The organism is Aurantimonas sp. A3-2-R12 (genome assembly GCF_036016755.1).
Classification (GTDB): domain Bacteria; phylum Pseudomonadota; class Alphaproteobacteria; order Rhizobiales; family Rhizobiaceae; genus Aurantimonas; species Aurantimonas coralicida_A.
The window spans coordinates 70,731-96,604 of sequence record NZ_JAYXIH010000011.1; the positions used below are offsets into that span (position 1 = coordinate 70,731).

Below are 25,874 nucleotides of genomic sequence, written 5' to 3' on the forward strand. Positions count from 1 at the left end.
AACGATCTCTAAACGACCGATGGCAAAGACGTAAACATTTTGCCGTCGCAAGTATGAAAGGTTTTACACTATGAAGAATGCATCTATTTTTTCCGCTGCTATCATCGGCGCCTCAATCTTGACCGTTTCTGCATACGCTCAGGACGCCGCGCCGAAAATTCCGGGGTCGGAGACCATCATCGAGGAGAACGAGGCGGCGACTCGCGATGCGGTTGCTGACAACCCTGGTGCGGCAACCGGTGCGGCCGAAGCGGACGCGACCACCGAGACACTGGTCCCGGGCAGCGAGGCTCAGATCCAGCTGAACGAAGCTACTGAGCGCGATGCGGTTGCAGCCGGTACGAAAGCCGAGACCACCGGGGAGACGGCTGCCGACGGCACGCTCCTCGTCCCGGGTTCGGGCGCAACGACGAGCCAGTCGGACGCTGAGGCCAAGGCGACCACGACCGAGGATGTGCTGCAGGACGAGGCTTCGACCGACGCCGTGAAGTAACTCGGGAATCGTTGCGTAGTCCAAAGTGGCCACGCGCGCATGTGAGAAAGGGTCGTCCTGACGGGCGGCCCTTTTTCTATGGCCGGAGTGGGCACCGCCGGGCCATCGATCGCGGCCCGGAGGAGAAATTCCAAACTGCTCTCCGCACAGGAACATGTCGATTGTCAACAAATCCGCGTCTCACGGAGGGATCACTTCGTTTTGACAGGGTGATTTCAGACGGACTGTTCAACAGAAATGTATTTCATCCGGATAGATCATCATTAGCTGGTGTTCACCGGCGACGACGGCCCAAGCAATCCAATGCAACCGGGTCGCCTCGCCCCAAAACGAAATAAATGGAATTATGATATGAAGAACATTCTCGCTATTTCCGTCGCTGTTGCCGCTCTTGCCGGTGTTCTGCCTGCCGCGGCCCAGTCGCTCGTGCCGGGCTCCGACTTCTACATCCAGCAGCAGCAGGAAGCGCAGCGCCAGTCCGTCGTCGACGGCTCCGTCTCCCTCGCGCCGTCGGCGTCTGGCGACGCGCGCGCCTTCGGCTACGTATCCGAGCGTTCCGCCACTTCCGTGGACGCGCGTTCGGTCATCGTTCCAGGTTCGGACTTCGAGAATCGTCGGGCGGACGAGTTCGAGCGCCGACAGGTTCGCCGCTAATCCGGAAATGCGACTGCTGCACCCGCGTGCAGCGTCCGGGCCAAGGGTCATCCGCTTCCGCGGGTGGCCCTTTTTTCGTTCAGGAGCGATGCCTTGGTGGCGCGGAAGCCATGGTGAGTTTTCTCGCAAGGGGTCTGCGAATGGGTTATAGCCTTCGCCGCGAAGCGAATAAGCAGCAGGACCGCATATGACCATGCTCGAGGCCAGCCCCGCCCAGCCGAGCCTCCTGCCGTTCGTCGAGACCGGCGAGCAGGTCCAGCTCGACGGCATCCTCGACGTCGAGATGCTGCGATCGGGGCTCGCGTCGATCGCCGAAAAGGACTCTTCCGGCGGCGCTTCGACGGCGGCGCGGGCCGAAGTTCTGGCGCTGCTCAAGGATACCATCCGCCACGGTCGGACGATGATCGAGGAGATGCTGTTCGAAGATGGCGGCGGCCTCTTGTGCGCCCAGCGGCTCGCCTCGTTGCAGGACGCGGTGATCCGGGAAATCCACGATTTCGCTCTGCGCTACGTCTTTCCCTCGGCGAACCTGTCCTCCGGCGAGCGCATGGCGATTCTGGCGGTCGGCGGTTACGGCCGCGGCACGCTCGCGCCCGGATCCGACGTCGATCTGTTGTTTCTCCTGCCCTACAAGCAGACCGCGCTCGGCGAGCAGGTGGCCGAATATCTGCTCTATCTGCTCTGGGATCTCGGCTTCAAGGTCGGGCACGCCACCCGCACGGTCGATGAATGCATCCGGCTGGCCCGCTCCGACTTCACCATCCGGACCTCGATCCTGGAACGCTGGCTGATCGCCGGCGCCGAGGAATTGCTGATCGAACTCGGCCAGCGCTTCGAGGCCGAAATCGTCGAGGGGACCAGCGAGGAGTTCATCGCCGCCAAGCTCGGTGAGCGCTCCGTCCGTCACGCCAAGACCGGCAACACCCGCTATCTGGTCGAGCCGAACGTCAAGGAAGGCAAGGGCGGCCTGCGCGATCTCAACACTCTGTTCTGGATCGCCAAATATCACTACCGGGTGAACTCCACCGAAGCGCTCGTCGAGGCCGGGGTGTTCTCGCGGCGGGAGGGACGGCTGTTCCATAAGGCCGAGGATTTCCTCTGGGCGGTGCGCTGCCACATGCATTTCGTCGCCGGCAAGGCGGAAGAACGGCTCTCCTTCGACCTGCAGCCGGAGATTGCCGCGCGTCTCGGCTACAACTCCCATCCGGGGTTGAAGGATGTCGAGCGCTTCATGAAGCACTACTTCCTGATCGCCAAGGACGTCGGCGATCTGACGCGCATCTTCTGCGCGGCGCTGGAAGAGCAGCACGCCAAGACCGCCCCGGGCCTGCGAGGCTTCGTGCGCAGCTTGCGCAATAGGGCCAGGAAAATCCCCGGCACGCTCGCCTTTCATATCGACAACAACCGCATCAACGTCACCGGGCCGAACGTCTTCCGCGACGACCCGGTGAACCTGATCCGGATCTTCCGGCTCGCCGCGCTGCATGAGCTGGAGTATCATCCGGACGCGCTGAAGCTGATCCGCCGGTCGATCCGGCTCGTCAACGCCGATCTGAGGGAGGATCGGGATGCCAACAGCCTGTTCCTCGACGTTCTTACCGACCCGGTCGACCCGGAACTGCATCTGCGCCGGATGAACGAGGCCGGCGTGCTCGGACGATTCATTCCGGATTTTGGCAAGATCGTCGCGATGATGCAGTTCAATATGTACCACCACTACACGGTGGACGAACATCTGCTGCGCTCGATCGCCACACTGTCGCGGATGGAGCGCGGGGAGCTCGCCGACGAAGTGCCGATGTCCACGGGGTTCATGCGGACGCCGAAAGACCGCACCCCGCTCTACGTGGCATTGCTTCTCCATGATGTCGCCAAGGGACGGCCTGAAGATCACTCGGTCGCCGGCGCCAGGATCGCCCGCGAATTATGCCCGCGCCTCGGCCTCGACGAGCGCGAGACGGATCTCGTCGCCTGGCTGATCGAGGACCATTTGGTGATGTCGATGACGGCGCAGCAGCGCGATCTCAACGACCGCAAGACGATCCTCGACTTCGCCGAACGGGTGCGCACGCTCGACCGGTTGAAGCTGTTGACCGTGCTGACGGTCTGCGACATCCGCGCGGTCGGTCCCGGCGTCTGGAACGGCTGGAAGGGTCAGCTCTTGCGGACGCTCTACATGGAGACCGAACCGACGCTGACCGGCGGCTTCACCCAGTCGTCGCGGGGTGAGCGGATCGCTCTCGCGCGCGCGGTTTTGGCCGAGCGGCTGGCGGCCTGGCCCGCCCTCGAGCGACAGGTCTATCTCGATCTGCACTATCCCAATTATTTCCTCACCGCCCCGCTCGAGGATCAGGTCCGCCACGCCGAGTTCATTCGGACCGCCAGGGCCGACCAGCCGCTTGCCACCAGCGTGCGGACCGACAAGTTCCACGAGGTGACCGAGATCATGGTGCTCGCGCCGGATCATCCGCGGCTGTTGTCGCTGCTGGCGGGCGCCTGTGCCGGGGCCGGGGCCAACATCGCCGACGCGCAGATCTTCACCATGTCCGACGGTCGCGCGCTGGACGTCATGGTGCTCAACCGCGAATTTGTGTCCGACGATGACGAGATCCGCCGCGCCCAGCGAATCTGCGACAACATCGCCAAGCTGCTGCAGGGGAGCGAGATGCCGGCGAACCTCATCGCGCAGCGCAAGCCCTTGCGCAAGACGACGCTGTTTCCGGTCAAGCCGCGTGTGAGCGTCGACAACGATTTGTCCAACCAGTTCAGCGTCATCGAGGTCGAGGGGCTGGACCGCCCGGGCCTTCTGTCGGACGTCACCGGCGCGATTTCCGACCTCAATCTGGACATTCGCTCGGCCCATATCTCGACCTATGGCGAAAAGGTCGTCGACGTCTTCTACGTCACCGATCTGATCGGCACCAAGATCACCAGTGAGACGCGGATCGAGCGTATCGAGGCGCGCCTGACGCGCGTTCTGGAAAGCTCCGAGGGCGAAGTGTCCTCGTCCGTCGTCATGTCATCCCCTCGTGCTTTCGGCATACCCCATCGATGAGCCTGCTTTCCAAGTTTGCAACGGTCGGCGGCGCGACGCTCGTCTCCCGCATTTTCGGCTTTGGCCGCGAGATGATGATGGCCTCCGCCCTTGGCGTTGGTCCGGTGGCGGATGCGTTCAACCTCGCTTTCCGCTTTCCGAACCTGTTTCGCCGGCTGTTCGCCGAGGGCGCCTTCAACGCCGCCTTCATTCCGCTGTTCGCGCGGTCTTTGGAGGAGGAAGGCGAGGAGGGCGCCCGGGGCTTCGCCAACGAAGTGTTCTCGACGCTGTTCACGATCCTCGTGGCGGTGACCGTCCTGGCGATGATCTTTATGCCATTCCTGGTCAAGACGATCATCGCGCCGGGTCTCGCGGTCTGCATCGACGATCCGGCGGCCGGCGGTAACGCGATCTCCTGTGCCGCGCGCTACGACATCACCGTGACGTTCTCGCGCATCATGTTTCCCTATCTCGCCTGCATGTCGCTGATGGCCATGGTGTCGGGTATCCTCAACGCCTTCCGCCGCTTCTTTGCCGCGGCGGTGGCGCCGACGCTGTTGAACTTCATCCTGATCGGCGTCCTTGGCTGGGCGCTCTGGGACGGCGCCGACAAGGCGACGATCGGCTTTTTGATGAGCTGGGGGGTCCTGATCGCCGGATTCGCGCAGCTCGCCATGGTGGTCGTCGCCATGCGCATGGCCGGCTTCAGCGTCGCGCTGCGGTGGCCGCGCTGGACCAAGCGGCTGAAGCGGCTTCTGGTTCTGGCCGGTCCGGCCGCGCTGATCGGCGGCATCACCCAGATCAATCTGTTCGTCGGCCAAGCGATCGCCTCCTTCAAGCCAGGCGCTGTCTCAACCCTGCAATACGCCGACCGGCCCTATCAATTGCCGCTCGGCATGGTCGGTATCGCGATCGGCGTCGTGCTCCTGCCGGAGCTGGCGCGGGCGCTCAAGGCCGGCCGGCTGCGGGAAGCCCAGCATACCCAGAACCGCAGCCTGGAATTCGCGCTGTTCCTGACGCTGCCGGCTGCCGTCGCACTGTTCATCATCCCCGAGCCGATCATCCGCGTCCTCTACGAGCGCGGCGCCTTCGACGCGGCCGCGACCCCCGCCGTGGCGGCGGTGTTGGGCCTTTATGCCCTCGGCTTGCCGGCCTTCGTCATGGCGAAGGTATTCACGCCCGGCTATTTCGCCCGCGAGAACACGCGCACGCCGATGATCGCGACGCTGATCTCGGCCGGCGCCAACATCGTCCTGTCGCTCATCCTGTTCTGGCTGATCGCGGAACGCGGCATTGCTCTGGCCACCACCATCGCCGGCTGGCTGAATGCCGGTCTGCTTTTCGCCGGGCTGTATCGAAAGGGCCTATGGGAGATCGACCGCGAACTGGTGAAGCGCTCGGCTCTGGTGGTTCTGTCATCGCTGTTGATGGGCGCTGTCCTGGTCCTGGAGATGGTCGAACTCGGCGACTGGCTGCGGCCAGAATCGCCCGTCACCACGCAGGCCCTCGCGATTCTGATCCTTGTGTCCTCGGCCATGGCGATCTATTTCGCGCTGGCGTTGGCGACCGGCGCGGCGGATCGCAAGCTGTTTCTGGCTGTGCTGAAGCGAAAGAAGCCGCAAATCTGAGCGGCGCCGACGGCGTTGCCCGAACCGGCCCACGCTTGATCGCGGCCGATCTCTCCGCCATAACGCCCGCGATTTTCCACACCGCCGCGATCCTTTGGAGCCGCCGACCATGAGCGACATCACCCCACGCGTCTTCTCCGGCGTGCAGCCGACCGGCAATCTGCATCTCGGCAACTATCTCGGTGCGATCAAAAAGTTTGTCGCCCTGCAGGAGAGCCACGACTGCCTCTATTGCGTCGTCGACCTGCACGCGATCACCGCGCAGCTCGTCCAGGACGATTTACCGGGACAGATCCGTTCGATCACCGCGGCCTTCCTGGCGGCCGGCATCGACCCGAACAAGCACATCGTCTTCAACCAGAGCCGGGTCTCCGGCCACGCGGAGCTCGCCTGGATCTTCAACTGCGTCGCCCGCGTCGGCTGGATGAACCGGATGACCCAGTTCAAGGAAAAGGCCGGCAAGGACCGCGAGAACGCCTCGCTCGGCCTGCTGGCCTATCCCAGCCTGATGGCCGCCGACATCCTGCTGTACCGCGCGACCCATGTCCCGGTCGGCGACGACCAGAAGCAGCATCTGGAGCTCACCCGCGACATCGCCGCGAAGTTCAATTTCGACTTTGCTGAGCGCATCGAAGCGGCCGGGCTCGCTGTGCCGATTACCGTGGGCGATGAAAGCACCGCGGGTTATTTCCCGATCACCGAGCCGCTGATCGAAGGGCCGGCGACCCGGATCATGAGCCTCAAGGACGGGGCCAAGAAGATGTCGAAGTCGGACCCGTCGGATTTGTCGCGGATCAATCTGACCGACGATGCCGACGCCATCGCCAAGAAGATCCGCAAGGCCAAGACCGATCCCGACGCGCTGCCTTCCGAGGTGGACGGCCTGAAGGAGCGGCCCGAGGCCGACAATCTGGTCGGCATCTTCGCCGCGCTCGCCGAGCGGTCGAAGGGCGATGTGCTGGCCGAATATGGCGGCCGGCAGTTTTCCGAGTTCAAGCCGGCCCTGGCGGAGTTGGCCGTCGACATCCTCGCGCCGATCAGCGGTGAAATGCGCCGCTATCTCGCCGATCCGTCGCATATCGACGCGGTCTTGAAGGATGGCGGCGAGCGCGCCGGCGCCATCGCGGACGCGACGATGAAGGACGTCAAGGACATCGTCGGCTTTCTGCGCGATTGATCCGCTAGTTCGTCGGCGCAGGCCGGTTGTCATTTTCCGTTCGTCGGGAGTGAACGCGCCGGCCACCACCACCATCTTGCCGTGCGGCCCCGGCGCTGCCATCTTGCCGCCATGGTATCAAGACGCATCGGTCGGGACGCCGGCGGCAAACGCAAGTTCCTCGCCATCATCGACGAAACCCCCGAATGCGGGCGCGCGGCGGCGTATGCCGCGTATCGCGCCAAGGCGAGCGGCGGCGGCGCGGTGCTGCTCTACGTGATCGAGCCGGGAGACTTCCAGCATTGGCTCGGCGTCGAGAAGATCATGCGTGCCGAGGCGATCGAGGAGGCCGAGACGCGGCTTGCCAAGGTCGCCGACGAACTGCGCGAAAAGGTCGGGATCGAGCCTGAGGCCGTGGTGCGGGAAGGCACGATGATCGACGAGATCCACGCGTTGATCGAGGCCGATCGCGAGATCGCGATTCTCGTCCTGGCGGCCGGCGAGGCCTCCGAGGGGCCGGGGCCGCTGGTTTCTTCGGTGTCGGGCAAGGGCGCGGCGTTCCCGATCCCGGTGACGATCGTGCCGGCGACTTTGACCGATGAGGATATCGCCAGCCTCTGTTGAGGAGCGATTTGGCACCTTATCTTCAGTTTACGTCTTGTTGCAGCGAGCGCAGCGCTGCTGTAAGTTTAGAACAATTCCAAAGATTGCCGCGGCGTCGATGCCGCGAAAGGGGCGTGACATGTTCATCCAGACCGAAGTGACACCGAATCCCGCGACGCTGAAGTTCCTGCCGGGCCGCGTCGTCGTCGAGAACGGCACCATCGAATTCCGCTCGAACGAAGATGCCGAGCGTTCGCCGCTGGCGACGCGATTGATGCAGATCCCCGGTGTGACCAGCGTCTTCTTCGGCTATGACTTCGTCACCGTCACCAAGGACGGGCCGGACTGGCAGCACCTGAAGCCGGCGATTCTCGCCGGGCTGATGGAGCACTTCATGTCGAACGAGCCGGTCATGGCGGACATGGCCGCCGGCGAAGCGATGCCGGACGGGGAAGAGTTCTTCGAGGAAAGCGATTCGAGCACCGTCGCGACCATCAAGGAACTGTTGGAAACCCGCGTTCGCCCGGCGGTGGCCCAGGACGGCGGCGACATCACTTTCCGCGGCTATCGCGACGGCACGGTGTATCTCAACATGCGCGGCGCCTGCGCCGGTTGCCCGTCCTCGACGGCGACGCTGAAGCACGGTATCCAGAACCTGTTGCGTCATTTCGTGCCTGAGGTCGAAGCGGTGGAGGCGGTCGAGGCCGCCTGATGCCGCAAGATCGACAGTCGCGTCCGCTTCGCCGGCGCTTTTCCAGCGCCGAAAGCGCCCGCCCGCGCAGATGACCTCTCTGCTGTTGGCCATCGACACCGCGTTCGAGCGCTGTTCGGCGGGGCTCCTCGATCTTCGCTCCGGCGCAATCGTCGGGTGTGCCGAACCGGAGATCGGCAAGGGACACGCGGAACGACTGATGGGGGTCGTCGACGCGGTTCTGGAAAGCGCCTCGGCTAGCTATGCGGACATTGCCAGGATCGCGGTCACGGTCGGACCCGGCTCGTTCACCGGGCTGAGGGTCGGCGTGTCGGCGGTGCGTGGTCTCGCGCTGGCGCTCGGCGTTCCAGCTATCGGCGTGACGACACTGGAAGCGCTTGCGGCGCCCCATGTTGGTGGCGGCAAGCCGATCCTGTGCGTCCTCGACGCCAAGCGCGGCGAGGTTTATGCGGCGCTCTTTAGCGCCGACGGGATGCAGATCGAAGCTCCGCGGGCCTTGCCGCCGAAGGCGCTCCAGGCCTTCGTCGCCGGTCTTTCGCAAGACCAGACGATCGGACTTGTCGGAACCGGCGCGGCGATCGCCGCGCCGGTTCCCCAGCCGCGAGCCAACGTAGTCCTGACGGATGAGGCACGCGTCGATATCGCTGTGCTGGCACGGCTTGCGGCACAGCGGGAGGCAGGCGAGCCGCCGCGTCCGCTCTATCTGCGGGGCGCCGACGCCAAGCCCGCTTCCGCGACGGCGGGTGTCGCCTTTGGAAGCGAAAGCACTCCTCAACTCTTGCTGTGATACTCTGTGTCGAGTGAAGCTTGCGGATCGGTTGGTCTCATCCGGCCGATAGCGCCGCTGACACAGCGGAATGAGCGGGCAGAGAGGAAAACAGGCCGATGTACTGGTTTTTGCCCTGGACCTGGACGGTCTCGTTTCTGGACAGCTGGCTGAGCGGTCAGGAGATCGCCGCGGCGCCGCTGGAGGATTCCGATATCGACGCGGCGGCCGATCTCCACAGCGAAGCCTTCGATCATCCCTGGTCCGGCGATGAACTCGCCTCTCTCCTCAGCCAGAAGGGCGGTATCGGCATCGTCGCGCGACATGTCGGCCATCCGTCGGAGCAGCCGCTGGGCTTCGTGCTCGCCCGCAACATCGACGGTGAGGCGGAGATCCTGACGATCGCCGTCGCCAAGCGCGCGCGCAACCACGGCGTCGGCCGTCTCCTGATGGACCAGTTGCTACAGCAGCTTTATGCAGAGGGCGCGGCGTCGCTGTTCCTCGAGGTCGACGAGGAGAACGCTCCGGCATTGAAGCTCTACCGTCGGTTGCGCTTCCAGGAGGTTGGCCGCCGGCCGGCCTATTACCGCCAGCCGGACGGCCGCACGACCAGCGCGTTGATGCTCAAGCGGACACTGAGATAGCGACGGCGGCGCCATGGCGTACAGGATGATGACCGCGCCACCGGGCGGTAAGCGATGATCGGATGGCTGCGCGTCGGCTTCGTCGCCGCGACCCTCACCGCGCTCACCCTCGTGTTATGGCCGCTCCAGAGCCTGGCGATTGCGCGCGGCTGGGCCTTGGCACGTCGACTGCCCGTGATCTGGCACCGCATCGCCTGCACTGTCGCGGGCATCGAGGTCAAGATCGTCGGGCAGCCGAGCCAGACCCATCCCTTGCTTCTTGTCGCCAATCACCAGTCCTGGGCCGACATCATGGTGCTCGGCAAGATCACGCCGCTGTCGTTTATCGCCAAGGCCGAGGTTCGGGACTGGCCGGCCTTCGGCCTGCTCGCCCGGCTCCAGCGGACAATTTTCGTAGAGCGGGACGCGCGCCGGCGCACCGGGGTTCAGGCCGACGCCATCGCCGAGCGGTTGACGGCCGGCGATGTCATGGTCTTGTTCGCCGAGGGCACGACGTCGGACGGCAACGCGGTGCTGCCGTTCAAGACGGCGCTGTTCGGCGCCGCCCAGTCGGCACTTCGCTCCTACAAGGCCCATGCGGTCGCCGTGCAGCCGGTGGCAATCGCCTATACCCACGCCAATGGCGTGCCGCTCGGCCGCTATTTTCGGCCGTTGGCCGCCTGGCCGGGCGCCGTCGAACTGGGGCCGCATCTCCTGACCTTTCTCAAGGAGGGCGCGATCCGGGTCGAGGTCTCGTTCGGCACGCCGATCCCCTTCGGCGAATCGTCCGATCGCAAATTGGTGGCGCGCACGGCCGAGGCCAGCGTCCGAAACATGCTCGCTGCGAGCCTTCGCGGTCACAGAACGGAGGCAAAAGACCCCTCCGTGCTGCGCGAAAATGATCGGGCGCTTGCGCCGCGTCATGATGCTGTCGATATATGGGTCTAATTCATCCCTGTCGGCGCCAAGCTGGCAGGCTCGGTCCGACCAGAAGGGCGCATGACTGAAACGATCGAAGCACGCGAGCCGGCGACGGCCGGGGACAAGTCCCGCAAAGTCTTCATCAAGACCTATGGCTGTCAGATGAACGTCTACGACTCCCAGCGCATGGGCGACGCGCTGGCGAAGGACGGCTATCGGCAGACGGAGACGATGGAGGACGCCGATCTCGTACTCCTGAACACCTGCCACATCCGCGAAAAGGCGGCGGAGAAGATTTATTCCGAACTCGGTCGCATTCGTCTCTTGAAGGCGGACAAGGCTTTGCGGGGCGAGGAACTGCGCGTCGGCGTCACCGGCTGTGTGGCCCAGGCCGAGGGCCGCGAGATCATCGACCGGGCGCCGGTCGTCGACCTGGTCATCGGCCCGCAGACCTATCACCGTCTGCCCGAGGCGCTCGCCCGCGTGGCTAAGGGCGACAAGGTCGTGGACACCGATTACGCCGTCGAGGACAAATTCGCACATCTGCCGCGCGCCGAGGCGCCGCAAATCCGCGCCCGCGGGGTGACGGCCTTTTTGACCGTTCAGGAAGGCTGCGACAAGTTTTGCACCTTTTGCGTGGTGCCCTATACGCGCGGCGCCGAAGTCTCCCGCTCGTTCGGCCAGATCATGGACGAGGCGCGTCGGCTGGCCGATGCCGGCGTGCGCGAGGTGACGCTGCTCGGCCAGAACGTCAACGCCTGGTCCGGCGAGGACGCCGCCGGCCGGCCGATTGCTCTTGGCGGCCTGTTGCGCGCGCTCGCAGAGATTCCCGGGCTTGGTCGGCTTCGCTACACGACGTCGCATCCGCGCGACATGGACGACGATCTCATCGCCGCCCATCGCGATTTGCCGACGCTGATGCCCTATCTGCATTTGCCGGTTCAGTCCGGCTCGGACCGCATCCTGAAGGCGATGAATCGCCGCCATACTGCGGCGGACTACTTGGCGCTGCTCGATCGGATTCGTGCCGCCCGGCCGGACATCGCCCTGTCCGGCGACTTCATCGTCGGTTTTCCCGGCGAGAGCGACGCGGATTTCGAGGCGACGATCCGCCTTGTCGAAACTGTCGGCTACGCCTCGGCCTTCTCGTTCAAATATTCCCCGCGTCCCGGCACGCCCGGCGCCGACATGGACGACCACGTCGATGAGGCGGTGAAATCGGAGCGGCTGCAGCGGTTGCAGGCGCTGTTGCGCGAGCAGCAGATGGCCTTCGCCGAAAGCCTCGTCGGCCGCGACGTCGAGATCCTGCTCGAAAAGCCAGGCCGCTATGCTCATCAGCGGGTCGGACGCTCGCCCTTCCTGCAACCGGTGGTCGCCGCCGCCGATGTCGGCGAGATCGGCGATCTGGTAACGGTGCGCATTGCGGCGACGCTGCCGAATTCCCTGCTTGCCGAGGGCTCCGGGGCGGTTCGGGTCGGCGATGCGAGGAGGGTCGCGTGAGGGCCGAACGCGGAACCGCGCCCGCCTCCGGCGCATCGGATATGGCGCATATCGTGTTGACCTACGAGGACAACCGATTGGCAAGCTCGCTGTTCGGCCAGTTCGACGAGAATCTGGCCCTGATCGAGCAAAAGCTTGGCATCGACGCGCGGGCGCGCGGCAACAAGATTGAGATTCGGGGCGATCAGGTCGCCAGCGAGCAGGCCCGTCGCTCGCTCGATTATCTCTATGAGCGTCTTCAGGGCGGCCACGAGATCGGCAAGAACGACGTCGAGGGCGCGGTTCGCATGGCGATCGCCCAGGACGACCAGCTCTATTTGCCGACGCTCGAGAAAAAGGGGCGCATGTCGCTCGCGCAGATTTCGACGCGCCGCCGCACGATCCACGCCAGGACGCCGACCCAGGATGCCTATATGCGGGCTCTGGAGCGGTCGGAGCTCGTGTTTGGGGTGGGGCCGGCCGGCACCGGCAAGACCTATCTCGCGGTCGCTCATGCGGCGATGTTGCTGGAGCGTGGCCAGGTCGAGCGGATCATCCTGTCGCGGCCGGCCGTCGAGGCCGGTGAGCGGCTCGGCTTCCTGCCGGGCGACATGAAGGAGAAGGTCGATCCGTATCTGCGCCCGCTTTACGATGCGCTTTACGACATGATTCCGGCCGAAAAGGTGGAACGCGCTCTGGCGGCGGGCGCGATCGAGATCGCCCCGCTCGCCTTCATGCGCGGCCGCACGCTGTCCCATGCCGCGGTGATTCTCGACGAGGCGCAGAACACCACCACGATGCAGATGAAGATGTTCCTGACTCGTCTGGGCGAGAATGCCCGCATGGTGGTGACGGGCGACCCCTCCCAGGTGGATTTGCCGCCTGGCCAGAAATCCGGCCTGATCGAGGCGCTCCGCATTCTGGAAAAGGTGCCGAGCGCGGTCACGGTTCGCTTTGAAGCGAAGGACGTGGTGCGCCATCCGCTGGTTCAGGCAATTGTCGAGGCTTACGAGGAGGATGCGGTGCGCCATCGTGCGTCGGCTAGCCCGCTGGACAGATAGTGCGATCGGGAAAATCAGGATACGTTCCGTATGAAGGGCTGACGGTCGCCCTTTCGATCGAGGCGACGGAGTGGGAAGCGGCGGGGCTCGGCGATGTCTCGGCGATGGCGCATGGCGTTTTCGCCGCGACGGCCGGGCGGATTGGCCTGCCGGAGGATCTGCAAAGCGAGATCGCCGTGACGCTCGCCGACGACGAGACCGTGCGCGCCGCCAATGCCGAATGGCGCGGCAAGGATCGCCCGACCAACATCCTGTCGTTTCCGATGGCCAATCTTGCGCCCGGCGATCGTCCGGGGCCGCTGTGCGGCGATCTTCTGCTGGCCTTTCAGACCGTGCAGCGGGAGGCCCACGCCGAAGGCAAGCGCCTCGCCGACCATGTCCGCCACCTTCTGGTGCATGGCTTTCTGCATCTCATGGGCTTCGATCACATCGACGAAGCGGAGGCCGAGGCCATGGAGACGCTGGAGATCGCGATCCTCGCCGACCTCGGCATTGCGGACCCCTATCGCGAATGCCTCGAAAATCCCCCAAAGCCGGTTATGATGGCCGACTGAACGATGAGTGAGACGATGAACATTCAGACGCACGCGACGGGTCCGAACGACCACGACGCGGTAGACGCCGCCGAGGATGGCGGCGAGCGAGGCGCTGGCGACGACCGAAGTCGGCGCGGCGGAAAACCCAGAAAAGAGCGGGGATTTATCGGCGGTCTTGTCCACCGGCTGCGACCGCGCATGCCCAATCTGATGCGCGAGGATCTGACCCAGGCGCTGCTCGAGCCGGGGCACGGCGAAGGGGCCTTCTCCCCCGAAGAACGCGCCATGCTGAACAACATTCTGCGGTTGCGGGAGGTCCGGGTCGAAGACGTCATGGTTCCGCGAGCCGACATCCAGGCGGTCGAGATCACGACCACGCTCGGCGAATTGATGAAGCAGTTCGAGGCGAGCGGCCACTCGCGCATGCCGGTCTATGGCGAGAGCCTCGACGATCCGCGCGGGATGATCCACATCCGCGATGTCGTCGGCCACATCACGCGGGTTGCCCGTCCTGCCAAATCCAACGGCGGCGATAGCCAGCCGGCCAAGAAACCCCGGTCGGGGCTCGATCTTCGGCAGATCAACCTGGCCCGGCGCGTCGCCGATCTCGGCATCATCCGCACGGTGCTGTTCGTTCCGCCCTCCATGCTCGCCTCGGACCTGATGGCGCGGATGCAGGCGATGCGCACGCAGATGGCGCTGGTCATCGACGAATATGGCGGCACCGACGGGCTGGTCTCGCTGGAGGACATCATCGAGATGGTCGTCGGCAATATCGAGGACGAGCATGACGACGAACCCGCGATGATCACCGAGAGCGGCGACGGCATCTATTATGCCGACGCCAAGGCCGATCTCGACGAGGTCAAGAAGCTGGTCGGCGAGGATTTCGACATCAGCGAATACGAGGACGAAGCCGACACGATCGGCGGTCTGCTGTTCTCCGAACTCGGGCGAATTCCGGCCAGGGGCGAAGTCGTCCAGGCGGTCCCGGGCTTTGAATTCCAGGTCCTCGACGCCGACCCGCGGCGCGTGCGTCGGGTGCGGATCGTCCGCTTCCAGCAGGGGGAAAAGCGCCGTCGCATCGTCGAAGGGCTGGCTGATGCGCCTTGAGGAGGACATGGTTTCGTCGTCTGCCGGACGGAAATCGGCGCGACGGTGACGTTTCGCTAGCGGTCCATTCGGGGCGGGAACGATCAGGATTCGTCGACAGCATTTGGGGGACAATGTGAGCGTCATCTCTCGACGTGACGGACGCCAGCGCGAGGGGGGCCTCCTGGATCGGCTGGCCGGTTGGGTCTTGCTGCTGGAGGGCTGGCGCCGCGTCGTCCTGACCATCGCCGCCGGTGCCCTGTGTACATTCGCGCTGCCGCCGTACAATTTTCCTGCGGTCGGCTTTGTCGGCTTTCCATTGCTCGTCTGGCTGCTCGACGGTGTCGTCGTCGATCCTGGCCGCTCGCTGATCCGCCGCATGGCGCCAGCCTTTGTTACCGGTTGGCTGTTCGGCTTCGGATACTTCGTCGCCGGCTTGTGGTGGCTGGGGGCGGCCATGCTGGTCGATGCGGCGGCCTTCGCCGCTTTCATCCCGCTCGCGGTTCTGGGGCTGCCCGCCATCCTGGCGATCTATTATGGTCTGGCGGCCGTGCTCGCCCGGCTTGTCTGGGGCGACAGCGCCCTGCGCATTTTCGCGTTGGCGGGCGCTTTCGCGCTGTTTGAGTACCTGCGCGCCATTCTCTTCACCGGCTTTCCCTGGAACGAGATCGGCGTGATGGCCGCACCGGTGCCGCTGCTGATGCAGACGTCGAGCCTGGTCGGGGTCCACGGCCTGACGCTGCTTGCCGTCATCGTGTTTTCCAGCCCAGCCGTTCTCATCGACCGCCGCGGGCGCGGTCCCGTGCTGGTGGTCGCCTCCGCGCTCCTTATCTTCCACCTGGGGTTCGGCTTCTGGCGAATGCAGGTGAATCCGACCGAATTCGTCGAGAACGTGCGGCTGCGGGTGGTTCAGCCGAACATCGAACAATCGCTGAAATGGGAAGCGACCCAGGCCGAGTCGATCTTCGATCGGCATATCCGCTTGACCGAGGCGCGGGCGGAGCCCTCCACGGTCCCCGGCGCGACCATCGCGCTATCGTCCGATACCAAGGCGCCCGCGATCGGCGCGGCACTGCCGCCGCCGAAGACCCTCGTCATCTGGCCGGAATCCTCGTTTCCCTTTCTCTTGACCGAGCGGCCCGATGCGATCGCCCGCATCGCCGACACGCTGCAACCGAACGAAACGCTGATTGCCGGCGCGGCCCGCATCGAAGGCCCGGACATTGCGACCTCGCGGGTCTACAATTCGGTCTATGTCATCGACGACGAGGGCGAGATCGTCGCGGCACGCGACAAGACCCATCTCGTCCCCTTCGGAGAATATCTCCCGTTCCAGGAATTTCTGGAAGGCTTCGGCCTGTCGCAGCTGGCCGAGATGCCGGGGGGGTTCTCCGCCGGAGCCGCGCGCGCCAAGGTGGCGCTCGATGGCGCTCCTTCGTTCCTGCCGCTGATTTGCTACGAGATCATCTTTCCAGGCGAGATCGACGTGGGAACGGCCGAAACGCGGCCCGGCTTCCTCGTCAATGATACCAACGATGCCTGGTACGGAGCGACGCCGGGTCCCTACCAGCACCTGCGTCTCGCAGAACTCACCTCGGTCGCGGTCGGCCTACCGCTCGTGCGCAGCGCGAACACCGGGATCTCCGTCGTCAACGACTCCTACGGCCGGCAGATCGGCGGTCTGGGGCTTGGATCGACCGGCACGATCGAGGTCGGATTGCCGCGCGCGGGTGCCCCCACGCTTTTCGCGCGCTTCGCAAGCCTGCCGTTTTGGCTTGCATTCGCAATAACATGGGTTGTCGCAGTGGTATCCCGGTTAAGGATGCGCGCGAGGATTGATTGACTCCGCCGCCATGCACCGCCTACGCCCTGCGCACGATGTGAATTGTGACAAATGCCTAGTCAACCAAACGATCAATTTCTGGAATGACTGGGAGGGGGTTCAGGCCACACGGATGATGGCCTGGAGATGCGCAGAGACGAAAAGGCCGATCCGATGATCGAGAACAAGAAGAAGCCGAATCCGGTCGATACGCATGTCGGCTCGCGCGTACGCTTGCGTCGCACCATGCTCGGGATGAGCCAGGAGAAATTGGGCGAGAGCCTCGGCATTACCTTCCAGCAGATCCAGAAATACGAGAAGGGCTCCAATCGTATCGGGGCGAGCCGGCTGCAACGCATATCCGAGGTCCTGAACGTCCCGGTCGCGTTCTTCTTCGAGGATGTTCCAGGCAGTTCGCCCGGTAAGAATGGGCTGCATGAACCGTCCGGGCCGGACTACGTGGTCGACTTTCTCTCCTCCTCCGAAGGACTCCAGTTGAACCGCGCCTTCGTCAAGATCGGGGACCCCAAGGTCCGGCGCCGCATCATCGAACTCGTGCGGACCCTGGCCGACACCTCCGAGCCGGACGACAAGCCCCGCAGCGAGTAAATCGCGCCGGCGGGACACGCCGCACTTGACCTTCCACCCTCGTTGCCCCACACCGCACCGCGCAATATATGTGTCGGGAACCCAATCTCCCGCCACGCAGCTTTTCGTCCCGTCGAACCATCGCGCTGTTGAACGGCTGCGGAGTTGAGACGGGCGATTCCCGGAATCGAAGAGGGGTAAAGATGGCGCGTTCGGAATTTGTCTTCACCAGCGAAAGCGTCTCGGAAGGCCATCCAGACAAGGTTTGCGATCGGATTTCCGACGAGATCGTCGATCTCGTCTATCGCGAAGCCAAGAAGACCGGGCTCGATCCCTGGTCGGTCCGCATCGCCTGTGAGACGCTCGCCACGACCAATCGCGTCGTGATCGCCGGTGAAGTCCGGCTGCCGCCAAGTCTGATGAAGACCGACAAGCACGGCAATGAGGTCATCAATCCGTCCCGCTTCAAGTCCGCCGCTCGCCGGGCCATCCGCGACATCGGCTATGCCCAGAACGGCTTTCACTGGAAGACCGCGAAGATCGACGTCCTGCTGCATTCGCAGTCGGCCGACATCGCCCAGGGCGTCGACAAGGCCTCGGACGTAAAGCACATCGATGGGGCGAACGCCCAGAACGAGGGTGCCGGCGATCAGGGCATCATGTTCGGCTATGCCTGCCGCGAAACGTCCGAGCTGATGCCGGCGCCAATCTACTATGCGCACAAGATTCTCGAGCTTCTGGCGGCCGCGCGCAAAAAGGGCGAGGGCGACGCCGGGCTGCTGGGGCCCGACGCCAAGAGCCAGGTCACCGTCCGCTATGTCGACGGCGATCCGACCGAGGTCACCTCGATCGTCCTGTCGACGCAGCATGTCGAGGAAAGCTGGGACTCGGCCAAGGTCCGCGCCGTCGTGGAACCCTATATCCGCGAGGCTCTCGGCGATTTTCCGATCGCCGATGACTGCGTTTGGTACATCAATCCGACGGGGAAGTTCGTCATCGGCGGCCCCGACGGCGACGCCGGCCTCACCGGCCGCAAGATCATCGTCGATACCTATGGTGGCGCGGCGCCGCACGGCGGCGGTGCCTTCTCCGGCAAGGACACCACCAAGGTGGATCGGTCCGCCGCCTATGCGGCGCGCTATCTCGCCAAGAACGTGGTCGCCGCCAAGCTCGCCGATCGCTGCACGATTCAGATCGCCTATGCGATCGGCATCGCCCAGCCGCTGTCGATCTATGTCGATCTGCACGGCACCGGCAAGAAGGTGACCGAGGAACAGATCGAGGCGGCGATTCGGGAGGTCATGGACCTGTCTCCGACCGGTATTCGCCGTCATCTCGACCTCAACAAGCCGATCTACGCCAAGACCTCGGCCTATGGCCATTTCGGCCGCAAACCCGGGCGCGATGGCTCGTTTTCCTGGGAGAAGACCGACCTGGTGCCGAAGCTGAAGGCGGCACTCGCCAGCTAAGAGACGATGTCGGCGCGGGACCATCCACAGCGATCACGCGAAGCGTTTTTCGGCCGCCTGAAGGGGCCGAGACTCCGGCCGCGACAAGCCGAACTCGTCGAGAGCTTCCTGCCGCGCCTGCGGCTGGACCTCGCCGAGCCGGCGCCGACCAATCTTCGCGAGCTGTTCACCGAGCCCGTCGAGGCAATCCGCCTCGAGATCGGCTTCGGTGGCGGCGAGCATCTCCATCAGGAAAGCGGTCGCTTCCCTCACGCGGGCTTCATCGGCGTCGAGCCTTTCGTCAACGGCATGGCCAAGCTGCTCGGCCGGCTGCCGGAATCGCCCCGCCCGAATCTGCGGCTTTACGACGACGACGCGACGCGGCTACTCGACTGGCTGCCTGAGGCGAGTCTTGCAGGGATCGACCTTTTCTATCCGGACCCCTGGCCGAAGAAGAAGCATTTCAAGCGCCGCTTCGTCAGTGCCCGCAACCTTGATCGCATGGCCCGCGTCCTCAAGCCGGGAGCGTTGTTCCGTTTCGCCTCCGACATCGAAACCTATGTCGACTGGACGCTCCATCACTGCGGCGACCATCCCGATTTCGCCTGGACGGCTCGCCGCGCCGCCGACTGGCATACCCCCTTCGAAGCCTGGCCGGGAACACGTTACGAGGCCAAGGCGATCCGGGAAGGCCGCCGCCCCGCCTACCTGACCTTCCGGCGGCGATGACGCGACGCGGTCGCGCTACCGACTTTCCCATCTTCGCCACGAGAAACGCTTGATGCGTAAGTCCGAAGAGCGTATAGAGCGGACAAATTCTCTGCGATGCGATCGTGAGAGTGGGTCCTGCCGGTCCCGCTCTTTTTTGTTACCGGGGGTCCGGTTTCATGATCGGGCGGGCTTCGGAAACGTTGCGCGGATCGGCGGAGACACATGCAACTGGGCATGATCCGGCAGGATCGAACCGCCCCGCAGCCTTACCGGAGCACCGTGACGACCGCAGCTGATCGCCTCGTGAAAGAGCAAGGACTGGAAGCCCGCATCGCCGCGATTATCGAGCCGGCGATCGAGCAGATCGGATATCGTCTGGTCCGTGTCCGGATCTCCGGCCTGAACGGGATGACCGTCCAGATCATGGCGGAGCGCCCCGACGGCACGATGACCGTCGAGGGCTGCGAGGCTGTTTCGCGAGCGATCTCGCCGGTGCTCGACGTCGACGATCCGGTCGACAAGGCCTATCATCTGGAAGTGTCCTCGCCGGGCATCGATCGACCGCTCGTGCGCAAGAGCGATTTCGAGACCTGGGCCGGTTTTCTCATGAAGCTCGAGACGAGCCGGCTGATCAACGAGCGCAAGCGCTACCGCGGTCTGATCGTCAAAGTGAGCGACGAGGCGATCACCATCGAGCGCGACAAGCCGGCCGAGGGCGAGGAGAGCGCGGTGGAAATCCCCTTCGATGCCATCGGCGAGGCTCGGCTGATCTTGACCGACGATTTGGTCGAAGCGTCGCTGAAGGCCGACAAGGCCGCGCGCAAGGCGGGCGGGGATAAGGCGGACGACGACGAGGCTGACGCGGCCGACAGCGGCCACTGAGGTTTCGACGCCCGGCGGGGTCACTCCGCCGAGGCGAAGGATTGGACGGCGGCGGCGATCCGCCAGGAATTTGATGAGGTCGGGCGCGGTGGATGCGGCGAGCGACCGAAGGTCAGGAGAAAGAGTATGGCAGTCAGTGCGAACAGGCTGGAGCTTCTGCAGATCGCGGATGCCGTCGCGCGCGAAAAGTCGATCGACCGCGAAATCGTCATCGGGGCGATGGCCGACGCCATTCAGAAGGCGGCGCGCAGCCGCTACGGCCAGGAAACCAACATCCGCGTCGACATCAACACCAAGACCGGTGAGATGAAGCTGCAGCGGCTCCTGGAAGTGGTCGACGAGGTCGAGGATCCGAATACGCAGATCTATCTCGATCTGGCCCGCGACAAGAATCCCGACGCCGAACCGGGCGATTTCATCGCCGAGCAGCTTCCGCCGATGGATTTCGGCCGCATCGCGGCCCAGTCGGCCAAGCAGGTGATCGTGCAGAAAGTGCGCGATGCCGAGCGCGATCGTCAGTTCGAGGAATACAAGGACCGCGTCGGCGACATCGTCAACGGCACCGTCAAGCGCGTCGAATACGGCAATGTGATCGTTGATCTCGGCCGCGGCGAGGGCATTATCCGCCGCGACGAGCAGATCCCGCGCGAGCTGTTCCGCTATGGTGACCGGGTACGCGCCTTCGTCTACGACGTCCGCCGCGAGCAGCGGGGTCCGCAGATTTTTCTCTCGCGCACCCATCCGCAGTTCATGGCCAAGCTCTTCACCATGGAAGTGCCGGAGATCTACGACGGCATCATCACCATCAAGGCGGTGGCGCGTGATCCGGGCTCGCGGGCGAAGATAGCGGTGATATCGAGCGACTCCTCGGTCGATCCGGTCGGCGCCTGCGTTGGCATGCGCGGCAGCCGCGTCCAGGCGGTGGTCGGCGAATTGCAGGGCGAAAAGATCGACATCATCCCCTGGTCCCCGGACGCGGCCTCGTTCCTGGTCAATGCGCTGCAGCCGGCGGAAGTCGCCAAGGTGGTGCTGGACGAGGACGCCGAGCGCATTGAAGTCGTCGTCCCCGATGACCAGTTGTCACTGGCAATCGGACGGCGCGGACAGAACGTGCGCCTCGCGTCGCAATTGACCGGCTGGGATATCGACATCCTGACCGAGCAGGAGGAATCGGAGCGCCGTCAGAAGGAATTCGTCGAACGCTCCGAGACCTTCATGAACGCGCTCAACGTCGACGAGATGGTCGGCCAGGTTCTCGCTTCGGAAGGCTTTGCGACCGTCGAGGAGGTCGCCTATGTCGACGAGGATGAAGTGGCCGCGATCGAGGGCTTCGATCAGGAGACGGCTTCCGAAATCCAGGCGCGGGCCCGCGAATATCTGGAGCGCCGCGAGGCCGAATTCGATTCCAAGCGGACCGAATTGGGCGTCTCCGACGAGCTGAAGGAGATCGACGGCCTGACGACGCCGATGCTGGTCGCCCTCGGCGAGGAGAGTATCAAGTCGATGGAGGACTTCGCGGGCTGCGCGGCCGACGACCTGATTGGTTGGACGGAACGCAAGGACGGCGAGACCACGAAGTATCCGGGAGCCTTGGCGGCCTTCGATATTTCGCGCGTCGATGCCGACCGGATGGTCATCCAGGCCCGGCTGAAGGCTGGCTGGATCACCGAGGCGGATCTGGCGGTGCCGGAGACGGAGGCCGAGGAGGGTGCCGAAGCCGAGACGGCTGACGAGGGCGCCGCCGCCTGAATCGTCGAAGGCAGGTTGCCATGGCCCTCGATTCGGACGAAGAGGACAAGGACGAGCCGGAGGTCGGGGTGAACGAGCGCATGTGCATCGTTTCGCGCAAGGCGATGGCGCCGGAAGACGTCATCCGCTTTGTTCGCGGGCCGGACGGGGCGGTGGTTCCGGATCTGCGCAGGCGGCTTCCGGGCCGCGGCGCCCATGTCGCGCTCAGCCGCGCGGCGGTCGACCAGGCGATGCGCCGTAAACTGTTCGCCCGGGCGCTTCGGGCCGAGGTGACGGGACCCGCCGATCTTGGCGCCGTCGTCGATCAGCTTCTGGCGAAGTCGGCATTGGGCGCGCTCGGCATGGCGAAAAAGGCCGGTCAACTGGTGACCGGGGCGGCGAAGGTCGATGCGGCGATCCGCTCGGGCCAGGCGCTGCTGCTGGTTCAGGCGCGCGAGGCGGCGCCGGACGGAATTCGTAAGATGGATGCCGCGCGTCATGTCGCAGCGGCATCCGGCCACGCAACGGTGATACCCGCTTTGCGCCTGCTGGGTGCGGACGAATTGGGTTTGGCGTTGGGTGGGGGGAATGTGATACATGCAGCCATCCTTGCCGGTGACGCGGGCTCGGCTGCGGCGAAGCGTATGCAAGCGCTGGCCAATTATCGGGGCGAAGGCCCTGGTTCGGATCCTGGCGACGCCCGAAATGGGCGTGAGGGAACCGCGACTGAGACTGGGAACGAGATCGGAGCGCCTACAGAGCGACGCTCCAGGCAAGATGAAGGGCGCGGGATCGATCCGGCGCAGGAAGCGGAAGCGTAAATGAGCGATACCAAGTCCGGCGACGATAAGACGCTGAGCGTGAGCACGAAGAAGACCCTGACCTTGAAGCGCGGCGTCGAGCAGTCGACGGTTCGGCAGAGCTTCTCGCATGGGCGCACGAACCAGGTCGTTGTCGAGACCAAGAAGCGACGCATTACCAAGCCGGACGAGCGCGAAGCCGCGCCGACACCGGCAGTGGCAGCAAAGCCGAGCCCGGCCAAGCCGGCCGCGCCTGCGAGTCCCGCAAGCGAAGCTCCGGCTCCGACACCCAAGAGCGCCGCTCCGCTGCCGCCACAGACAGGCGGTAAGCCACCCCAGATTCAGCTTGGACCGAAGCCTGGCGAGGCGCCTGTGGCAACGGCCCAGGAAGTGTCCGAGCCGGCCGCCCCCGAGGCGACCGCGCCGGTGGAAGCCAAGGCCGAAGCTCCGGTCGCTGTGCCAGAGGCCGAGGCGCCGGTGGCTGCGGCGGCTGTGGAAGCGACGCCGACCGCCACGCCATCCGCGCCTGCCGCATCCGCATCGAAGCCGGCTTCGACCGCGCCGCGTGCCGCCACCTCCGCCGGCGCTGCGCGCCCCTCAGGGCAAGCCGCGCCCACGCGTCAAGGTGCCGGCCGTCCGGCTGGCCGCGACGAGCGTCGCGATGGCCGCCAGCAGCCGGCTCCGGGAGCCCGTCAGCCCCGCGGCGCTGTGCTCAGCGATCTGTCGTCGCGTGAAATGGATGCCCGCCGTCGGGCGCTCGAACTCGCCAAGCAACGCGAGGCCGAGGATCGGCGCGTGTTCCAGGAAGAGGAAGCGCGGCGGATCGCCGACGACGATCGGCGTCAGCGCGAGCGTGACGAATCCGAGCGCCGTCAGGCCGAGGAGACGGCTCGCCTTGAAGCCGAGGCCGAAGCCCGCCGCAAGGCGGAAGCCAGCGCCGAGCGCAGGGGCGGCGGTCAGCCGAACCAGCCCGCGGGTCCGGCCCCGACACCTGCCGACGCGGAGGCCGCCGAAGCTGCGGCTGCCCGCAGCGGACGGGCCGAACTCCGCCGCCGTCCGGGCGGCGACGACGACGCCAAGGGTGCCCGGCCGGGCGCGCGTCGCTCGGTCAAGGGTGCGGTGGGCGCCGAAGCGCCGAAGCCGGCGCGTCCCGAACGCGATGCCGGTCGCCGTCGCGGCAAGCTGACCCTCGACAAGGCATTGACGTCGGAAGATGGCGCGCGTGGCCGCTCGCTGTCCTCCATCCGTCGGCGGCAGGAAAAGTTCAAACGCTCGCAGCAGAGCCAGCCCCGAGAGAAGATCGCCCGCGAAGTGATTATTCCCGAGACCATCAGTATCCAGGAACTCGCTAACCGCATGTCGGAGCGTTCCGTCGACGTCATCAAGTTCCTCATGCAGCAGGGACAGATGATGAAGCCGGGCGACATCATCGAGCCGGATGTGGCCGAGCTGATCGCGTCCGAATTCGGACACACGGTCCGCCGCGTCGCCGAATCCGACGTTGAAGAAGGTATCTTCGGGGTTGACGACGATCCGGAGAAGATGGTGCAGCGGCCGCCGGTCGTCACCATCATGGGCCACGTCGATCACGGCAAGACCTCGCTGCTCGACGCCATCCGCAAGACCAGCGTCGTCTCGGGCGAAGCGGGCGGCATCACCCAGCATATCGGCGCCTACCAGGTCGAGCAGAACGGCCACAAGATCTCGTTCATCGACACGCCCGGCCACGCCGCCTTTACGGCGATGCGGGCCCGCGGCGCTGCCGCGACCGACATCGCCATCCTCGTCGTGGCGGCGGACGACAGCGTGATGCCGCAGACGATCGAATCGATCAATCACGCCAAGGCGGCGAACGTGCCGATCATCGTGGCGATCAACAAGATCGACAAGCCGGGCGCCGATGCCAGCAAGGTGCGCAGCGCGCTTCTCCAGCATGACGTGTTCGTCGAATCCATGGGCGGCGAGGTGCTCGACGTCGAGGTCTCGGCGCTGAAAGGCACCAATCTCGACAAGCTGCTCGACGCGATCCTGCTGCAGGCCGAAATTCTCGAACTGAAGGCCGATCCGACCCGTACCGCGGAGGGAACGGTCATCGAGGCGCAGCTCGACAAGGGCCGTGGTCCGGTGGCGACGGTTCTCGTCGAAACCGGCACGTTGAAAATCGGCGACATCGTCGTTGCCGGCGACGAATGGGGCCGGGTGCGTGCGATCATCAACGACAAGGGCGAGCAGCTGAAAGAAGCACCGCCCTCGATGCCCGTCGAAGTGCTCGGCATGCAGGGAACGCCCCTGGCCGGCGAGCGTTTCGCGGCCGTCGAGAGCGAGAGCAAGGCGCGCGAGATCGCCGAATATCGTCAGCGCGTCTCGCGTGAGAAGCAGGTGGCCAAGAACGCCGGCCAGCGCGGCTCGCTCGAGCAGATGATGTCGCAGCTGCAGGATACCGGCCTCAAGGAGTTCCCGCTGCTCATCAAGGGCGACGTCCAGGGCTCGGTCGAGGCGATCATCGGCGCCCTCGACAAGCTGGGAACCGAGGAAGTGCAGGCGCGGATCATCCATTCCGGCGCCGGCGCGATCACCGAGTCTGACGTGTCGCTGGCGACCGCCTCGAACGCGGCGATCATCGGCTTCAACGTCCGCGCCAACAAGCAGGCGCGCGAAGCGTCCGAGCGCGACGGCACCGAGATCCGCTACTACAACATCATCTACGATCTCGTGGATGACGTGAAACAGGCGATGTCGGGCCTGCTCTCTCCCGAGCGGCGCGAGACCTTCCTCGGCAATGCCGAGATCCTGGAGGTGTTCAACATCACCAAGGTCGGCAAGGTCGCGGGTTGTCGCGTCACCGAGGGCAAGGTCGAGCGCGGCGCCGGCGTCCGGCTCATCCGCGACGACGTCGTCATTCACGAGGGCACCCTCAAGACGCTCAAGCGCTTCAAGGACGAAGTTGCGGACGTCGCGGGCGGCCAGGAGTGCGGCATGGCCTTCCAGAACTACGAGGACATCCGCCAGGGCGACGTCATCGAGTGTTTCCGCGTCGAGCACGTCGCGCGTTCGCTCTAGATCACGATGACATCGGATCGCTTCGGTCCGATGTCAGTCAGTTGACGCGAAAAGCGAGCGGGAAACCGATTCCCGCT

At 65.0% G+C, this 25,874-nt stretch carries 22 protein-coding genes and 1 pseudogene; all 23 read left to right on the top strand.

Translation table 11 applies throughout. From position 1 onward, the window contains the following. Positions 1-118 precede the first annotated feature (118 nt). The 23 genes and pseudogenes from VSX60_RS08020 (at position 119) to infB (ending at position 25,797) form a co-directional block, all read left to right on the top strand. Entirely contained in the window at positions 119-493 is a 375-nt protein-coding gene (locus VSX60_RS08020; protein ID WP_327623625.1) for a hypothetical protein, read from the top strand. Between the two features lie 351 nt (positions 494-844). After that, entirely contained in the window at positions 845-1,147 is a 303-nt protein-coding gene (locus VSX60_RS08025; RefSeq protein ID WP_327623626.1) for a hypothetical protein, read from the top strand. A 193-nt stretch (positions 1,148-1,340) separates the two neighbouring features. Then, the gene (locus VSX60_RS08030; RefSeq protein WP_327623654.1) at positions 1,341-4,202 is read left to right on the top strand and encodes a [protein-PII] uridylyltransferase; all 2,862 of its coding nucleotides are present in this window, start codon (positions 1,341-1,343) and stop codon (positions 4,200-4,202) included. Then, positions 4,199-5,809 (top strand): murein biosynthesis integral membrane protein MurJ, encoded by a 1,611-nt coding sequence (murJ, locus tag VSX60_RS08035; protein ID WP_327623627.1) that lies wholly within the window; start codon positions 4,199-4,201, stop codon positions 5,807-5,809. The genes VSX60_RS08030 and murJ overlap by 4 nt, the downstream gene beginning before the upstream one ends. Positions 5,810-5,918: 109 nt before the next feature. Further along, positions 5,919-6,986 (top strand): tryptophan--tRNA ligase, encoded by a 1,068-nt coding sequence (trpS, locus tag VSX60_RS08040; protein WP_327623628.1) that lies wholly within the window; start codon positions 5,919-5,921, stop codon positions 6,984-6,986. Between the two features lie 111 nt (positions 6,987-7,097). Continuing rightward, positions 7,098-7,589: a universal stress protein gene (locus VSX60_RS08045; RefSeq protein ID WP_327623629.1), complete on the top strand. Its 492-nt coding sequence runs from the start codon at positions 7,098-7,100 to the stop codon at positions 7,587-7,589. 118 nt (positions 7,590-7,707) lie between these two features. Continuing rightward, positions 7,708-8,280 (top strand): NifU family protein, encoded by a 573-nt coding sequence (locus VSX60_RS08050; protein ID WP_327623630.1) that lies wholly within the window; start codon positions 7,708-7,710, stop codon positions 8,278-8,280. Positions 8,281-8,350: 70 nt separating this feature from the next. Beyond that, positions 8,351-9,067: a tRNA (adenosine(37)-N6)-threonylcarbamoyltransferase complex dimerization subunit type 1 TsaB gene (gene tsaB, locus VSX60_RS08055; protein WP_327623631.1), complete on the top strand. Its 717-nt coding sequence runs from the start codon at positions 8,351-8,353 to the stop codon at positions 9,065-9,067. A gap of 98 nt (positions 9,068-9,165) precedes the next feature. Next, complete coding sequence (locus VSX60_RS08060; RefSeq protein ID WP_327623632.1) at positions 9,166-9,690, top strand: GNAT family N-acetyltransferase; 525 nt, start codon at positions 9,166-9,168, stop codon at positions 9,688-9,690. A 54-nt stretch (positions 9,691-9,744) separates the two neighbouring features. Beyond that, positions 9,745-10,617, top strand: a complete 873-nt coding sequence (locus VSX60_RS08065; RefSeq protein ID WP_327623633.1) for a lysophospholipid acyltransferase family protein — start codon at positions 9,745-9,747, stop codon at positions 10,615-10,617. A 51-nt stretch (positions 10,618-10,668) separates the two neighbouring features. Continuing rightward, the gene (gene miaB, locus VSX60_RS08070; protein ID WP_327623634.1) at positions 10,669-12,090 is read left to right on the top strand and encodes a tRNA (N6-isopentenyl adenosine(37)-C2)-methylthiotransferase MiaB; all 1,422 of its coding nucleotides are present in this window, start codon (positions 10,669-10,671) and stop codon (positions 12,088-12,090) included. Positions 12,091-12,131: 41 nt separating this feature from the next. Beyond that, positions 12,132-13,130, top strand: coding sequence for a PhoH family protein (locus VSX60_RS08075; RefSeq protein WP_327623655.1), 999 nt, complete (start codon positions 12,132-12,134; stop codon positions 13,128-13,130). After that, on the top strand, positions 13,130-13,684 hold the full coding sequence (gene ybeY / locus VSX60_RS08080) for an rRNA maturation RNase YbeY (protein ID WP_327623635.1): 555 nt from the start codon (positions 13,130-13,132) through the stop codon (positions 13,682-13,684). Before VSX60_RS08075 ends, ybeY begins: the two co-directional genes overlap by 1 nt. 15 nt (positions 13,685-13,699) lie before the next feature. Beyond that, a complete protein-coding gene (locus VSX60_RS08085) occupies positions 13,700-14,779 on the top strand; it encodes a hemolysin family protein (protein ID WP_442872851.1) in 1,080 nt (359 codons plus the stop codon). A 163-nt stretch (positions 14,780-14,942) separates the two neighbouring features. After that, positions 14,943-16,601, top strand: a complete 1,659-nt coding sequence (gene lnt, locus VSX60_RS08090; protein ID WP_327623657.1) for an apolipoprotein N-acyltransferase — start codon at positions 14,943-14,945, stop codon at positions 16,599-16,601. 153 nt (positions 16,602-16,754) lie between these two features. Then, the gene (locus VSX60_RS08095; RefSeq protein WP_327623658.1) at positions 16,755-17,189 is read left to right on the top strand and encodes a helix-turn-helix domain-containing protein; all 435 of its coding nucleotides are present in this window, start codon (positions 16,755-16,757) and stop codon (positions 17,187-17,189) included. Between the two features lie 182 nt (positions 17,190-17,371). Beyond that, positions 17,372-18,637: a methionine adenosyltransferase gene (gene metK / locus VSX60_RS08100; protein ID WP_327623636.1), complete on the top strand. Its 1,266-nt coding sequence runs from the start codon at positions 17,372-17,374 to the stop codon at positions 18,635-18,637. 6 nt (positions 18,638-18,643) lie between these two features. After that, positions 18,644-19,345: a tRNA (guanine(46)-N(7))-methyltransferase TrmB gene (trmB, locus tag VSX60_RS08105; protein ID WP_327623637.1), complete on the top strand. Its 702-nt coding sequence runs from the start codon at positions 18,644-18,646 to the stop codon at positions 19,343-19,345. Positions 19,346-19,549: 204 nt separating this feature from the next. Then, a complete protein-coding gene (gene rimP / locus VSX60_RS08110; RefSeq protein ID WP_442873068.1) occupies positions 19,550-20,209 on the top strand; it encodes a ribosome maturation factor RimP in 660 nt (219 codons plus the stop codon). Positions 20,210-20,335: 126 nt separating this feature from the next. Next, positions 20,336-21,958 carry a transcription termination factor NusA gene (gene nusA, locus VSX60_RS08115; protein WP_327623638.1) on the top strand — a complete coding sequence of 541 codons (1,623 nt, stop codon included), beginning with the start codon at positions 20,336-20,338 and terminating at the stop codon, positions 21,956-21,958. 20 nt (positions 21,959-21,978) lie between these two features. Next, positions 21,979-22,758, top strand: a complete 780-nt coding sequence (locus tag VSX60_RS08120) for an RNA-binding protein (protein ID WP_327623639.1) — start codon at positions 21,979-21,981, stop codon at positions 22,756-22,758. After that, positions 22,759-22,902: pseudogene (locus VSX60_RS22555) on the top strand (translation initiation factor IF-2 associated domain-containing protein); the annotation flags it as partial. A gap of 51 nt (positions 22,903-22,953) precedes the next feature. Beyond that, positions 22,954-25,797, top strand: a complete 2,844-nt coding sequence (gene infB / locus VSX60_RS08125; protein WP_442873069.1) for a translation initiation factor IF-2 — start codon at positions 22,954-22,956, stop codon at positions 25,795-25,797. Positions 25,798-25,874 lie beyond the last annotated feature (77 nt).

Bases quoted from the DNA above. Each gene is read 5' to 3' on its own strand.
- VSX60_RS08045 (WP_327623629.1), top strand. From the start codon at position 7,098: ATGGTATCAAGACGCATCGGTCGGGACGCCGGCGGCAAACGCAAGTTC.
- metK (WP_327623636.1), top strand. From the start codon at position 17,372: ATGGCGCGTTCGGAATTTGTCTTCACCAGCGAAAGCGTCTCGGAAGGC.
- VSX60_RS08030 (WP_327623654.1), top strand. From the start codon at position 1,341: ATGCTCGAGGCCAGCCCCGCCCAGCCGAGCCTCCTGCCGTTCGTCGAG.
- trpS (WP_327623628.1), top strand. From the start codon at position 5,919: ATGAGCGACATCACCCCACGCGTCTTCTCCGGCGTGCAGCCGACCGGC.
- miaB (WP_327623634.1), top strand. From the start codon at position 10,669: ATGACTGAAACGATCGAAGCACGCGAGCCGGCGACGGCCGGGGACAAG.
- VSX60_RS08065 (WP_327623633.1), top strand. From the start codon at position 9,745: ATGATCGGATGGCTGCGCGTCGGCTTCGTCGCCGCGACCCTCACCGCG.
- VSX60_RS08075 (WP_327623655.1), top strand. From the start codon at position 12,132: ATGGCGCATATCGTGTTGACCTACGAGGACAACCGATTGGCAAGCTCG.
- murJ (WP_327623627.1), top strand. From the start codon at position 4,199: ATGAGCCTGCTTTCCAAGTTTGCAACGGTCGGCGGCGCGACGCTCGTC.
- tsaB (WP_327623631.1), top strand. From the start codon at position 8,351: ATGACCTCTCTGCTGTTGGCCATCGACACCGCGTTCGAGCGCTGTTCG.
- VSX60_RS08060 (WP_327623632.1), top strand. From the start codon at position 9,166: ATGTACTGGTTTTTGCCCTGGACCTGGACGGTCTCGTTTCTGGACAGC.
- rimP (WP_442873068.1), top strand. From the start codon at position 19,550: ATGCAACTGGGCATGATCCGGCAGGATCGAACCGCCCCGCAGCCTTAC.
- VSX60_RS08025 (WP_327623626.1), top strand. From the start codon at position 845: ATGAAGAACATTCTCGCTATTTCCGTCGCTGTTGCCGCTCTTGCCGGT.
- VSX60_RS08120 (WP_327623639.1), top strand. From the start codon at position 21,979: ATGGCCCTCGATTCGGACGAAGAGGACAAGGACGAGCCGGAGGTCGGG.
- VSX60_RS08095 (WP_327623658.1), top strand. From the start codon at position 16,755: ATGATCGAGAACAAGAAGAAGCCGAATCCGGTCGATACGCATGTCGGC.
- trmB (WP_327623637.1), top strand. From the start codon at position 18,644: ATGTCGGCGCGGGACCATCCACAGCGATCACGCGAAGCGTTTTTCGGC.
- nusA (WP_327623638.1), top strand. From the start codon at position 20,336: ATGGCAGTCAGTGCGAACAGGCTGGAGCTTCTGCAGATCGCGGATGCC.
- VSX60_RS08085 (WP_442872851.1), top strand. From the start codon at position 13,700: ATGAACATTCAGACGCACGCGACGGGTCCGAACGACCACGACGCGGTA.
- VSX60_RS08050 (WP_327623630.1), top strand. From the start codon at position 7,708: ATGTTCATCCAGACCGAAGTGACACCGAATCCCGCGACGCTGAAGTTC.